The 15184-nt window shown below is 45.3% G+C and carries 8 protein-coding genes; all 8 read left to right on the forward strand.

Translation table 11 applies throughout. The features are described 5' to 3' along the window. Positions 1-14 precede the first annotated feature (14 nt). The gene (gene rpsF, locus ACFW2W_RS20855; RefSeq protein WP_378182633.1) at positions 15-341 is read left to right on the forward strand and encodes a 30S ribosomal protein S6; all 327 of its coding nucleotides are present in this window, start codon (positions 15-17) and stop codon (positions 339-341) included. A 184-nt stretch (positions 342-525) separates the two neighbouring features. Continuing rightward, positions 526-3186 (forward strand): ATP-dependent chaperone ClpB, encoded by a 2661-nt coding sequence (gene clpB, locus ACFW2W_RS20860; protein WP_378182636.1) that lies wholly within the window; start codon positions 526-528, stop codon positions 3184-3186. A 97-nt stretch (positions 3187-3283) separates the two neighbouring features. Next, positions 3284-4255 (forward strand): hormogonium polysaccharide biosynthesis glycosyltransferase HpsE, encoded by a 972-nt coding sequence (gene hpsE, locus ACFW2W_RS20865; RefSeq protein ID WP_378182639.1) that lies wholly within the window; start codon positions 3284-3286, stop codon positions 4253-4255. Positions 4256-4552: 297 nt separating this feature from the next. Continuing rightward, positions 4553-5623, forward strand: coding sequence for a glycosyltransferase family 4 protein (locus tag ACFW2W_RS20870; protein ID WP_378182642.1), 1071 nt, complete (start codon positions 4553-4555; stop codon positions 5621-5623). Between the two features lie 52 nt (positions 5624-5675). Beyond that, entirely contained in the window at positions 5676-6845 is a 1170-nt protein-coding gene (locus ACFW2W_RS20875) for a glycosyltransferase family 4 protein (protein WP_378182645.1), read from the forward strand. A gap of 463 nt (positions 6846-7308) precedes the next feature. Then, complete coding sequence (gene htpG / locus ACFW2W_RS20880) at positions 7309-9318, forward strand: molecular chaperone HtpG (protein ID WP_378182648.1); 2010 nt, start codon at positions 7309-7311, stop codon at positions 9316-9318. 209 nt (positions 9319-9527) lie between these two features. Next, positions 9528-9764 carry a 50S ribosomal protein L28 gene (gene rpmB, locus ACFW2W_RS20885; RefSeq protein WP_378182651.1) on the forward strand — a complete coding sequence of 79 codons (237 nt, stop codon included), beginning with the start codon at positions 9528-9530 and terminating at the stop codon, positions 9762-9764. Positions 9765-10345: 581 nt separating this feature from the next. Further along, positions 10346-15148 (forward strand): hormogonium polysaccharide biosynthesis protein HpsA, encoded by a 4803-nt coding sequence (gene hpsA / locus ACFW2W_RS20890; protein ID WP_378182654.1) that lies wholly within the window; start codon positions 10346-10348, stop codon positions 15146-15148. The last annotated feature ends 36 nt before the right edge of the window (positions 15149-15184 follow it).

Here is a 15184-nt window from a genome sequence, read left to right on the forward strand (position 1 = left end):
GGAGATTAACAGCAATGCAGATCGTTTATGAAACTATGTACATCCTCCGTCCCGATTTGGGCGAGGAACCTGTAAACTTGGCGATCGCCAAGTATCAGAGCATCTTGAGCGACAATGGGGCACACGACATTGAAATCCAGCATCGGGGTCGGCGGCGTCTGGCTCAAGATATCGGCAAGCATCGGGAAGGCATCTATGTTCAGATGAACTACAAATGCAATGGCAGCCAGGTAGCGCCGATGGAACGGGCAATGCGTCTGTCGGAAGAAGTGATCCGCTACCTCACCATCAAGCAGGAAGTGCGCGAACCGAAGCCAGAGCCAGTTGAGGCAGAAGCATAAGCTGTAGGGGTGGGGTCTCTCCGCCCGTGCTGAGTCACAAGGTGGGCGTTCATCCTACCCTACTTTCCCTCCCTCCCAATGGGGATGGAATTTTTTTTATTAGCAATCTTGCAATTAGCCATTGACTACAGATTGTTATACTGGCGTGTGAGACACGGTATTCGACTGAGATTCGTTTTATAAAATGCAGCCTACTGACCCTGCCAAGTTTACCGAGAAAGCCTGGGAAGCCATCATCAAATCTCAAGATGTGGCGCGTCGATTCAAAAATCAGCAGCTAGAGGTAGAGCATTTAACGATCGCGCTTCTGGAAGACCCAGAAGGGCTGACAAATCGGATTTTGAGTCGAGTCAATGTAGACATCCAGGCGTTAAAGTCGCAACTCGAAGCCTTCACCCAACGCCAGCCCAAAGTCGCTGTCGTTGACCAGCTATACCTGGGTAGGGGCTTAGATGTCATGCTAGACCGGGCTGAAGCCTCAAGAACTACCTTGCAGGATGAATTCATCTCGGTAGAACATCTATTAGTCGGCTTCGCCGAAGATGACCGCATCGGACGCCGGTTGCTCAAAAGCTTCAACTTCGATCGCCAAAAGCTAGAAGCAACGATTAAAGAGGTTCGGGGTACCCAGAAAGTAAAAGACCAAAATCCAGAGGCACGCTATGAAGCCTTGGAGAAGTATGGGCGCGACCTGACAGAACGAGCCAAATCCGGTAAGCTTGACCCAGTGATTGGGCGAGATGAGGAAATCCGCCGCGTCGTGCAGGTGCTATCCCGCCGGAGTAAGAACAACCCGGTGCTGATTGGGGAACCCGGTGTCGGGAAGACAGCGATCGCAGAAGGTTTAGCCCAGCGCATCGTCAACGGCGACGTACCCGAATCTTTGAAAAACCGCCGCTTAATTGCCCTAGATATGGGTAGCTTAATTGCGGGAGCAAAATATCGGGGAGAATTTGAAGACCGCCTCAGATCGGTGCTAAAAGAAGTCATCGATTCAGTCGGTCAGATTGTCCTGTTTATTGATGAGCTGCACACGGTGGTTGGTGCTGGTGCCACGCAAGGGGCAATGGATGCCAGTAACTTGCTCAAACCGATGCTGGCGCGGGGAGAACTGCGCTGCATTGGGGCGACGACCCTAGACGAATACCGCAAGCACATTGAAAAAGATGCGGCACTCGAACGCCGGTTTCAACAAGTCTATGTCAAGCAGCCCAGCGTAGAAGACACGGTTTCGATTCTGCGGGGGCTGAAAGAACGCTACGAAGTCCACCACGGCGTGAAAATTACCGATTCTGCCTTAGTTGCCGCCGCCAGCTTGAGCGATCGCTACATCACCGAGCGGTTTTTGCCAGATAAAGCAATTGACTTGGTAGATGAAGCCGCTGCCAAGCTGAAAATGGAGATTACTTCCAAGCCTGTAGAACTAGAGGCAATTGACCGACGGGTGATGCAGCTTGAGATGGAAAAGCTCTCCCTGCAAGGAGAAGGTCAACGGACGGGTTTAGCAGTTGTGGGTGCCTTCCGTTCTTCTCAGGAGCGCTTAGAGCGCATCGAACAAGAGATTGCCTCCCTGAGTGAAAAACAACTTCAACTCAGTTCTCAGTGGCAATCAGAAAAACAGCTGCTGGAAGACATTAACACGGTGAAGGAGGAAGAAGATAAACTCCGGGTGCAAATAGAGCAGGCAGAACGCGCCTACGACCTTAACAAAGCTGCTCAGCTGAAGTATGGACGTTTGGAGGTTTTAGGACGCGACAGGGAAGCCAAAGAAGCCCAACTGTTGGAACTGCAATCTCGCGGTGCTGCCTTGTTGCGCGAAGAGGTACGCGAAGAAGACATCGCCGAAATCGTCGCCAAGTGGACGGGCATCCCGGTTAACCGACTGCTAGAGTCGGAACGGCAAAAGTTACTCCAGCTGGAATCTCATCTCCACGAACGGGTCATCGGTCAGCAAGAAGCCGTTGCTGCCGTTTCCGCCGCCATCCGTCGCACCCGTGCGGGGATGAAAGATCCCGGTCGCCCGATCGGTTCTTTCCTGTTCATGGGACCAACAGGAGTGGGCAAAACAGAGCTAGCCCGCGCCTTAGCTCAGTTCCTGTTTGACAGCGATGACGCCCTGGTGCGAATTGATATGTCCGAGTACATGGAAAAACACGCCGTCTCGCGGCTGATTGGTGCCCCGCCAGGGTACGTCGGCTACGAAGAAGGCGGTCAGCTATCCGAGGCAATTCGCCGTCGCCCCTACTCGGTCGTGCTGCTGGATGAAGTGGAAAAAGCTCACCGCGATGTTTTCAATATCTTGCTGCAAGTGCTGGATGATGGAAGAATTACTGATTCCCAAGGCAGGACGGTGGATTTCCGGAATACGGTGATTGTGATGACGAGCAACATCGGCAGCGAGTATATTCTCGATCTGACAGGCAACGAAGACCAATACGAATTGATGCAAAAGAAGGTGACGGATGCCTTGCGATCGCACTTCCGCCCCGAATTCCTCAACCGCGTGGACGACATTATTCTCTTCCACAGGCTGGAAAGATCCGAACTGCGCCAGATTGTCACCATTCAAATCAAGCAGATTGAGAAGCTGCTAGCCGATCAAAAAATCACCATCGAACTATCAGCATCAGCCCAAGACCACTTGGCGGAAGTCGGCTACGATCCGATCTATGGTGCCCGTCCTCTGAAACGTGCCATTCAGCGTGAATTGCAAAATACACTTGCCACGGCGCTGCTAGAAAACACCTTCGTGAGTGGCGACACCATCTTGGTTGATTGTTTGGACAATACTCTGACTTTCAGTAAAAAACAGCCCGTCAGCCTCCTCGAAGCTCAAATCATTTAAAAATCATCAGTAGAGACGTTGCCTCCACACGTCTCTACTGTTAGTCTGAAAGCAATACAACATCCAAAATTGATGCGACAACGCCAAGAACATATCCGTGGACTTTACTGTAGCAATTTGCACATATAACGGTGCAGAACGTCTGCCCGAAGTTCTAGATCAACTGCTTCATCAAGTTGGGACAGAGGATATTGGATGGGAAGTGCTGGTTGTTGACAACAATAGCAATGACGATACTGCTGCCGTTGTTGCTCGCTATGCGGCAAACTGGCGTCAAAATAGCCAGTTGAGATATGTTTTTGAAGCTAAACAAGGCGCTGCCTATGCGCGATATCGAGCCGTGCAGGAAGCTAGAAGCAGCGACTTGATTGGATTTTTGGATGATGATAATCTACCAGCAGACAACTGGGTAGGTGAAGCTTATCGCTTTGGTTGCGATCGCCCCCAAGTGGGAGCCTACGGTGGAATTATTCATGCCAAACTCGATGAACCACCACCGCCCTACTTTGAGCAAATAAAAGGGTATCTTACTATTTATAACCGAGGTTCAACGGCTTTCCACTACAAGCGTTCGGATAAACCGCGCCGAATTCCTGCTGCACCCGGTTCAGTCATCCGAAAGCAGGCATGGCAAGACGCCATTCCTCCTCCAGAAAAACTTCTAATACCTGGCAGAGACGAGAAAACAATGGCTGCCGGTGAAGATGCAGAAATAATGTTCTATATTCAAAATAGTAAGTGGGAAGTTTGGCACAATCCCAAATTGGAGATTTGGCACCATATTCGCCCAAATCGCTTAGAACAAGCCTATCTACTCAGACTGGCTCGTGGATATGGTCTTTCCAATCATCTAACACGAGTCGCTCGCTTTTATCGCTGGCAGCGCCCCTTCCTACCTTTTTTGATACCATTCTTTACATTACGAGATGGTTTCAAACTATTAACTTACTACCGGCAAAATAAAGATTTTCTCTCTAATGATTTTGTTCAAGCTTGTGAATTTCAGTCCCAATTAGGTCGATTTTATAGTCCTTTTCCAAAATTTTATAAAATATTTGTTAAAAATTAGTCGCTGAAAACTTGATAAGAATAGCACAAGCTACCAACTAGAATATTTTTCATAGTTATATTCGGTCTAGAAAATAATACTTTATTAGGGACAATTACTGGAGAAAAAAGCATTGGGATTTAGGTCTAACCCTTGTAATACATAGGCGTCAAGCTGAAAAAAGCAACAAGTCTATATCAACTGAAAACCAATACTAGAAAACAGGCAATGAAAATAGCATTTGTCACTCAATATGACTTTCTAAAAAAAGGAAACGTTCCTCCTCATCTACTAGGTCACTTTGGAAGTAGCTGTTATATGTCTAAAGCGCTGGAAAATCAATTTGATTTTTTTGAGTGTTTTGATGCTTTAAAAGAAAAACATTCACTACTAGCAAAGTTTAAAAATCGCCTATATAAATATATAACTAAAGCTCCTTATCATTATTGGGCAGAACCATCTGCTAGCAAGAATTACGCTAAGCAAATTTCCCGGAGGTTATTAAATAGCAATCCCGATGTAATTGTGTCTCCAAATATCAACTTGATTGCTTATCTAGAGTCCAAGCAACCTATTGTTCTATGGACAGACTCTCTTTTCTCTGGAATTATGAATTCTTTTCCGGATGGAGTTCCTTGTAGGGAATCAATTAAGAATTTAAATACTATGGATGTATTAGCTTTAAAAAAATGTGAATTAGTTATATTTTCATCAGAATGGTCTGCTCAAGCAGCAATGAAAACTTATAAGGTTAATCCATCAAAAATAAAAGTAGTTCCTAGCGGAGCCAATATAGAATGCAACCGAACGTTAGATGATATTAAAAATATTTTAAAAGAAAAAACTTCAAAGATATGTAAATTACTTTTTTTAGGCATTAATTGGTTTAGAAAAGGCGGTGATATTGCTCTAGAAATTGCTAAAGAGTTAAACAAATCAGGCTTAACTACTGAATTAATTATAGCAGGCTGTCAACCTATCAGTGATGAACCTTTACCAAAATTTGTGCGATCGCTTGGTTTTATAGATAGATCGAAAAAGGATGGTCAGCAAGTACTGGAACAATTATTTGTAGAATCACATTTTCTTATTTTACCTTCAAGAGAAGATTGGACCCCCGCTGTTATTCGAGAAGCAAGTTCATTTGGATTGCCATCCATATCAACAAATGTCGGTGGTATACCAACGATTCTTCGAGACAATTTGAATGGTAAAATATTTGCATTAGATGCTAGTATTGCAGATTATTGTAGTTATATTTTACAAACATTTACTCAAGTTTATGAATATGATAAAATAGCAATTTCTTCATTTAACGAGTATCAGTCTCGGTTAAATTGGAGCGTAGCCGGAAAAACTGTCAAAAGTCTGTTAACAGAATTACTGTAGCTTAAGTGATAAATCAACTTGGTTTCATATAGCATAAAAGTAGGATAGAATCATGAAAGTTGCTTATGTAACAACTTTTGAACTAACCAATTATTCTAAGCCTCCCAAAAATCATGTAGGGATATGGGGAGCAGCTCATTACATTTCAAGAAATTTAGAATCTCAATCTATCATATTAAATCATATTAGTCCCTTGAAGAAAAAGTTTACACTCATAACCAAAATTAAGTGGAGCTTTTATCGATATTTATTTAAGAAAGATTATTATAGCTGGTCAGAACCATTAGTGGTAAGAGATTATGCGAATCAAGTTTCAAAAAAAATATCTGGTTTAAACCCAGATATTGTGTTGTGTACAGAAAATGCACTGCCAATTGCCTATCTTAAATGTGAGCAACCTATTGTGCTGTGGATAGATACAACTTTGGCAGGATTGATTGATTTTTATCCTTATTTGAGTAATTTATGTGATAAAACCAGAAAAAATATATATGATTTAGAAAAATCTGCATTAGATAGATGCAAGCTAGTAATATTTTCATCAAACTGGGCTGCTCAAATAGCTATTAAACTTTATGGTATTAATCCGTCTAAAGTACAAGTAGTTCCTTGGGGAGCTAATATAGAGTGTAATCGAACAAAGGATGATATTCACAAAATAGTGGAATGTAGAATTCCCCGCCCATGTAAATTACTATTTGTGGGTGTTGACTGGCTCCGGAAAGGGGGTAACATTGCCCTAGAGGTAACAAATCAATTAAACCAAATGGGTTTGAATACAATATTAACAGTAGTTGGATGTAAACCGACCCTTAATGAGCCTCTGCCCAATTTTGTTGAAGTTCAAGGATTTATTGATAAATCCACCCAAGAAGGATTAAATAAATTGAATAGACTTATGACTGAATCTCATTTTCTAATTTTACCTACTGTGGCAGATTGTTCCCCCCACGTTTTAATTGAAGCAAATTCTTTTGGAGTACCCTGTTTGGCAAGTGATATAGGCGGTATTACAACTATTATCACAGAAAATGTGAATGGTAAAACTTTTTCAATAGATGCTAGTATCTCAAATTACTGCAACTATATAGTGTCTATTATGGAAAATCATGGAAATTATAAAACACTAGCTATGTCAGCCTTTGATGAGTATCAATCTCGGTTAAATTGGGCTATTGCTAGCCAAATCGTTAAGCAATCATTTATAAACTTAATTTACTAGAGAGGATAAAGTGAAACTTAAATTATATTGAGAGTTAGGCTGCGTTGATGTTCGTCATCAACAGGTCTATGTCTATAATGAACAGCAGTGAATATTTAAAAAGAACAGTTCATCTATCATAGCAAAAAAGCTTTGACGGATGAACAATACTGGCAGATGAAGCTAAAAGTTCACTTGAAAAAATAGGTCTGACATTTGAGAAAAAAATATCGCTCTCTTGAAACTCTATAACTACTTTTTCGTACTGGAAAAGAACACGAACAATTAGCATTCTGAGTGGGGATTGAGCGATCGCGCCCAGTTACAATTTCCCTTACTAAACTAGAAAGTAGGGAAATCCGCATCTCCGGCGGGTGGGAATCCCGTAGGTTTAGACATCCCTTACCCCTACTCAGAACCAACAGCGATCGCTCACAATCAATATTTAAGATACTCGAAGCAAGCGAACTAGAGACTCATAACTATGCTGGAACAAGGCACAATCACGATTCATACCGAGAATATTTTCCCGATTATCAAGAAATCTCTCTACACAGACCACGAAATCTTCTTGCGGGAACTGGTTTCAAACGCCGTGGATGCCATCCAGAAACTCAAGATGGTTTCCTTCGCAGGCGAATTTACCGGCGAACTGGGCGAACCAGAAATTAAAATCGCACTTGACAAAGACAAAAAAACCCTCTCCATCTCGGATAACGGTATCGGCATGACCGCAGAGGAGGTTAAGAAATACATCAACCAAGTTGCCTTCTCTAGCGCCGAAGAATTTATCCAGAAGTATCAAACCAGCGCCGAGCAACAGATTATCGGTCACTTCGGTCTTGGCTTCTACTCCTCCTTCATGGTGGCGCAAAAAGTCGAGATTGATACCCTCTCTTACCAGGCAGGGGCACAAGCAGTTCACTGGTCTTGCGATGGTTCACCCGTATTTCAGTTAGAAAACTCACCGAAAACTGAACACGGCACCACCATCACCCTCACGCTTCAGGATGAGGAGATGGAATATCTGGAACCGATGCGGATTCGGCAGTTAGTGAAAACTTACTGCGACTTCATGCCAGTCGCTATCCAACTGGATGGGGAAGTCATCAACCGGCAAAAGGCACCTTGGAAGGAATCGCCCCAAAACCTGACCAAAGAAGATTATCTAGAATTTTACCGTTACCTCTACCCCTTCCAAGAAGAGCCGCTGCTGTGGGTGCATCTCAACACCGACTATCCCTTCATCCTGAATGGGATTCTCTACTTCCCGAAGCTCAAGCCGGATGTGGATACCACCAAAGGGCAGATTAAGCTGTTCTGCAATCAGGTTTTTGTCAGCGACCACTGCGAAGAAGTGATTCCCAAGTTCCTGCTGCCGCTGCGAGGCGTCATTGATAGCACGGATATCCCCTTAAATGTCTCACGCAGTTCCTTGACCAATGACCGGACGGTGCGGAGAATTGCCGATTACATTGCCAAGAAAGTGGGCGATCGCTTGAAAGAACTTTACCGCGAAAATCGCGACGAGTACATCCGCTGCTGGCAAGACGTGGGCACTTTCGTTAAATTCGGCTCCCTCAACGACGACAAATTCAAAAAGCAAGTCGAAGACATACTGATTTATCGCACCACTGCCAACCTTACACAAGCAACTCCAGAAACTCCCCAAACCGATATCCCAGCCGTTGAAGTGCAATCTCAAGAGGGCGATGTCTGGCAAGAAGTCACCCCAACTCAAACCCCGGCTTCACCACTCAGTCCTCAGTCCACAGTCCTCAGCCCTAACTACACCACCCTCAAAGAATACCTGGAGCGCAACAAAGATCGCCATGAAAATCGAGTCTTTTACTGCACCGATGAAGTCTCCCAGGCGACCTACGTAGAACTACACAAAAAACAGGGGCTGGAAGTCCTGTTCATGGACTCCTTCATAGACTCCCACTTCATCAGCTTCTTAGAGCATGAACATCCGAATGTCAAGTTCTCCCGCGTAGACTCCGACCTCGACAAAACCTTGCTTGACCAGGATAAAGCAGGAGAAATTGTTGACCCCAAGACCAACAAAACTCGCTCAGAACAGATCAAAGAGTTATTCCAGAACGCCCTCAACAAGCCCAAACTGAACATTCGTACCGAATCGCTAAAGTCAGATGACCCGCAAGGAACCCCACCAGCAATGGTACTCTTGCCAGAAGTTCTGCGGCGTCTGCGGGAGATGAACGCGCTGATGCAGCAGCAAAATGTTGAATTTCCGGAAGAACATACCTTAGTTGTGAATACCGCGCATCCACTGATCCAAAATCTGGTTCAGTTGAGCCAAGGCAGTATTATTCAAGGTGAGGGGCGATCGCCTACAGGCGATTTGGCTAATCTGATGTGCCAGCATATCTATGATTTGGCGCTAATGGCTCAGAAAGGATTTGACGCTGAAGGGATGAAATCCTTTGTAGAACGGTCGAATCAGGTGCTAACTCGTCTTACGGAACGCTAGGCGAGTATGGGTGGGCAATTACCCACCCAAGCAATAGCTTAGGTACAATAGACTTCTTGCAATACCAGGGCGACTGAAGTCGCGGCTACACAAACTAAGCCTGCCAGCAGCAGGCTACTACTAATCAGTCCGCGCAGGCGGACTTTGTTTGTGTAGCGCCAGACTTTAGTCTGAGCGTATTAACGAAACCAAAATCTGGAGACTAGACTATGTCGCGCAAATGTCAGCTAACCGGCAAAAAGGCTAATAATGCCTATGCAATTTCTCACTCTCACCGGCGTACCAAAAAGCTACAGGAAGCAAATCTGCAATGGAAGCGGATTTGGTGGCCTCAAGGGAATCGCTGGGTGAAGCTACGGCTTTCCACAAAGGCAATCAAGACCCTAGATTTAAAAGGTCTACAAGTGATGGCTAAAGAAGCGGGAATTAACCTGAATCGTTATTAGTACAGCTTCTAGAGAATCCCTGAGTGCTTATGGCTTCTAGTAGAGACGTTGCCTGCAATGTCTCTACAGTTTGTTATTTATGTGCTGCCTGATACCCCACTTCTGGTACGGGTTGGGCAGTTTCTTTATTTTTTTTACTAGAGGTGATAGGTTTTTCGCAACATCTGGGTATCCTAACTACAGTGAATCTACCCCAAATATTCGTTAAGTTGTGTTAAAGCTAAACGCTATTGCAAAGACAGTTTATAGAGATTCTTAAATCTATCCCTTGAGGGAAGCGCACACCTAGCCTTTGTTTCACAATACGGGACGGACGCCTCTGCTCCGGAAAGGTACTGAAAGATTTAACAAGCGGTTGAACATCTGAGTGCGTAGTTTCCCGGTTGCCTATCAGAACTTGGGTTGTTAAGACAGAGGAGAAGTGCCAAACTATAAATTTTTGATGAAGCTTCCCCTCACCTCATAAAAAGCAAAATTTCAGGCAATCAGCCTTTTCTCAATCCTTTCGACGCCAGTTCTTAATTTTTTAAGTTTTACACTCTTTATTCCACCTATCTCTCACCTTTGCCAGGAAAGCAGCCATGTCATCCCGCAACAAGCTAGTTAAAGCTATCCAGAATCTTTTCCGACAAATGATGCAGCTAGCAAGAGTGATTACCAAAACGCTCATGAATTGGCTCTTGCGGAGCTTGCTGATCATCGGTCGTCGATCAAAGCTTACTACGGCAGGATTTCTGCTGCCAACCGTCACAATGGTGATCTTGGTGGTCATATTGCTCACCACTGCCATGATGTTCCGAGCCTTCGATCGGTCTAAAAACGCCAGCAATATTCGGGTAGATACAGCTGTTCTGGCGGCTGGGACTCCGGCAATTGACCGCGCTAAAGCTAAGATAGCAGCTTTATTTACTGACCCCACCCTGCCGCGCTCAACGCCTGGAGATAGCCCACTATACGAGGCTTTGACCAGCAATATTAAAGCATATACGCTGGGTGATGAGGTTCCGTTGAAGCTGGGTTTTGATATAGATAAAAATGGCGGTGCGTTAAATGAAATAGGTCAGCTGGAAAAGCAAGAAACCTTAAAAACTGCATGGAGATATCCAGTAGATACAGATAACGATGGTAAGTTTGATAGTTTCACACTATACGGCATCTTCTTTCGGAGTCCTACTCGCACCTCTGGGAACTTTGATCGACCCCGAAAGCCTCTAGAAGCCAGAACCCCGCCATTGGATGATAGCTCAAGCAGCGCTCAATGTCCGGCAGCCCAAGGCACTAGCGCTAGTTTAGTAGGGGACACGAACTGGCAAAAACTAGGCTCGAAGCTGAAGAAAAGCTTCTATGTTTTCACTGCTACTGTACCGATTACAGATAAAGCGAAGGTGGTTCTCGGTCCGGATACGGATACGAATAAATATCAAGAAGCAAAAACCAAAGGTTTTTCAGCTCTGGAGTTTCAACAAGATCAAACTCGCATTCCCCTCACTAACAATGCGGTTGTGTATGAAGACGACCTAGAGATTGCACCAGGCGCTGGTTTAAAGCTGAATGGACGTATCGTTGCGAATGCTAACTTGCTAACTGGTAAGGTTTTTGAGGATATCAAGCTGTATCAGGTTAGTAGTCCAGATTCTTGTTTTTTTGAGGAAGAAAATAGCCGAATTGTTGTGGGTGGTAATGTAGGCAATGGTCGTATTACTGGTGAGGGAGAAGGGAATGCGGTTCAGGTAGATTTATTTAACCCAGATGCTAAGGTTGGTGCCACTCCGGTTAAAGTTGATATTAATAGTACTAATAAGTCTGTTACGGAAGCAGCAACTGACATAGCCTATAACAGTCAAGCGTATGCTGAGCGGTTGAACTTATTAGTAGTTGCACAAGTTCCTAAAGCTGATACAACAGATCCATCGGAAGTTAAGAATAATATTAGCAAGCGCCAAACAGCGGCTGGCAACACTTTAGACCCAGTCAACTTACGGCGAGAAGAACTGGAAATCTACTTTGGGAAACGCCTGCGCCGCGTTCCATTTAAGGAAGTTGCTTTTGGTGCCAGTGGGGTAGGTACTGAAACGGCAGGCACTGTGCTGCTAGGTAGCGGCGATTCTTTAAGACCCCTGGATAAGTGGGTATATCCGTTTGATTTCACAAATAATAATACTTCTAATACGGGTTTGACATTGCAGCTTAATAAGCTAGCGGCGACAGAACCGCAAAAACAGCAGGAGGTTTATAAGGGTCGGGAAGATAAGATTGGCGATCGCATTTTGGTCGGTAACAACCTGCCTTTCCTCTGGTATGACACCGCAACAACAAAGTTCATCGGGAAAGACTCGCCTCAAAAAGTTCTACCTACGAACAACTGGGATGACGTGGGTAACAACCCCGCTACTCAGGCTCGTACCCGCACCACCCGCGTCGATAAGCTTACGAATCTAAATGCGGCTGTCACGGAACGGGACGGTTTAATGGAACAAAAAGCCGCTGAGGCAAAGCCGAATCCGCTGGATAATCAGGGTGGGTTGCGTATAGTCACGGGTGCAGGAATTTATGTCGATGATGATGGGGTTGTTTTAAAGGGAGTACCCATTAAACCACGCGTCCCAAACTCCTTTTTGCCGACTCCTGCTCTTAATACAGGTGTGACTCCGCCGCTTAACCTTAATAAATCTCCTGCTTTTCCAAACATCTATGTCTGGCCTGATTCCATGCCCATGACAGTTGGAGCTGTAGGGGCAGTAGGGGTAAAGGGCGACCTGCTCATGAGAGCCACGGCTGTTTATCACTACACGCAGGGAGCGGGAGCTGCTCAGCTACCAATTGCCTGTGTGAGTAGCTACTACAATCCTACAAATGCGATTACTGCCCAAAACGAAAAGGCTCTGTTAGCAAACTGGATAAATCCTTCAGCTGACAAAACCGCAGGCACACTCGCAAGTCCGGGTGGATTGGAGAATGGCAAGTCCAACAACGGCATCGTTTATGCTTTTCCTGGCAGAAATATCGCCGCCAATTTGCCTCAGTTAAACCGGCAGGCACAACTGGTATTTCCTGATGGGCGGATTGCTAATGAACCATTAAGAAATGCTTTGGAAACAAATAGTCTGGGTAAGGCACTGTCGCTAGCTGAAAATTCAGCAATTGATACAGCGATTTGTGCTATAGAGCTTTTAAAGAGTCCTAGCCCCGCGCCGATGGGCGCTCCGCCAGTCCCTCATGGAGCTATCTACGAAACAACATTCCTTGACGCCAGAGAGATAAAATCCATTGGGACTGCCGTAGACCCATTCAGTACAAACTACGATCGCAGCCTTGAATTGCGTCAGCCTCTAGAAGTTCGGGCTACGGTATTAGATGTAAATTTACTGCGGACAAAAACAATTGCAGGTGGCCCTGGTGGTCAAGAGTATCTGATACCCAATAGCGGCATTATTTATGCTACTCGTGATGACGCATTACTAGATAAAAGCGACAACAGCAAGCTAGTAAGCCCAACTGACTATAAGCTCGACCCAACCCGCCGTCCCAATGCGATTGTATTAACAAATGGCAGCAATTTAAGCCGCCAGACGGGTTACAGACCCGAAGAAAAAGGGTTTATCTTGGCTAGTAATTTGCCCGCTTACGTAAAGGGGGACTTTAATTTACATAGCAGCGGCGAAGAGTTTAAAGGTGGCAGCTTGTTGGCAGATACTTGGAGCAATTTCTACGCTCGTACCGCTGCGACTATAAACGACAACTTCGCCTGTCGCACGGGCGATCCTAGGCTTCCTAACGACAAATGCACAACAGGTGATACGTGGCGTTCGGCAACAGTTTTAGCAGATGCTGTCACCCTGCTTTCTAATAATTACAGGTTTGGTTTCCGGAATGAGGGAGACTTTGACCTGAGAAATAATGTAGGCAACGCGCCTGTTGGCTACGACTTTAATGGCAACGGCAGTATCTCCCCAGCAGACCCAGTAAATGAGACTGTCGTTGGCTTTGACCTCAATGGGAACAAGAACAGTACTGACATTAGCGTTCTTGAGACACAAATAACAGCCACAGCAGTTCAGAAACTAAATGGCTTCTTTGACAATAACTTTCTCAGCAGTGCTGATTGGTTTCAGCCAGCAGATGGCTTTCCTAAAGACTTTGATATAGCTGCTACTGCTACTGGAATTCAGGGCAGTTCCTATGTCAACAACTTTGTCACCCCAATTCAGCGACGGGTGGTAGGTTTCCCAGAGTATTTGATGGAAATGTGTACGAAAGTGCCTGTTTCGAGCTGTACACCTGCTGACTGGAGTGTTGATGGTGCAGGAATGAAAGCATCAATTCAAATAAATGCGTCGTACGACGTCATAGGAATGCATAAGGCAGGCACAACAGCGGATCTTGCCTACGACTCAGACTTGGCTGATTCAAATCCAGAATTCCGACGATATGCTCGTCGCGTGGCTTTTCAAAGGACTGGCGGTAACCTAAACCTTGATGCCAATAAGCATCCGATTCCTCTGGGAATTGATGGTGTAGGTAAAATTCAGGCATTTCCCGGTGCTGGTGTCCTACCTCGGATCAAACCTAATGCCCCGACTCTGTGGTATCAAACGACTCCTAAAGCTTCGTACAGTGGTATCCCGCTACCGGCAACAACTAATTACGCTGCAACTAATCCACTGTTTTACAAAACAGCTAATGGACTAAAATTAATCGGAAACGATCCGAAAGAACAGCCACTGTTAGTACCCGTTCTGCAAATACACACACCGACTGGTACCCCCGGTAGCTCTAGCTTCAATCCACTGGGTATATCTACAGATACGGGCAAAAACTGGATGCAGACAGCTACTGAGACAAAATCTAATTTAGTAGCGATCGCTGGCGATACACCTGCACGTCCCACAGAATCAAACGGCGGTTTGGAAAACTTTGTGCGTTTCTTAGAAAACTGGGAAAACGTTAACAGCCGGATTAGTGGTTCATTGATCCAGTACAAACGCAGTGCCTACGCTACAGGTCCTTGGCAAACAATTCAACTAACTGGTTCTACCCCCAAGGGAGAAACAACTTTGTTCGGCACAGACTACCGACAGGTTTATAGAACTAGAAATACCCCACTCTCCGGGAGCAGCACTGAGGGGATGTCGCCCTTCTACTACCCACCTAACCGCCAATGGGGTTATGATGTGGGGCTGCTGTCTCAGTTGCCTGACTTGATTACGCAACAATTCACGCAACCGCCTACCACTCCCCCTAGCGAATACTTTAGGGAAGTAAATCGGGACGATCCGTGGATTGAAACATTATTGTGTGCGGCAACAGCCGATGCTCAGGGTAAAGCTGCGGGAGCAGCCATTAATGCAAACCAGCGTCCCAGTAACTGCCCCACCATTCCATAACAACTGACAGAGCCTTGTCCAGAACCTATGTGGATC

Source organism: Coleofasciculus sp. H7-2 (assembly GCF_042747725.1).
Classification (GTDB): domain Bacteria; phylum Cyanobacteriota; class Cyanobacteriia; order Cyanobacteriales; family FACHB-T130; genus FACHB-T130.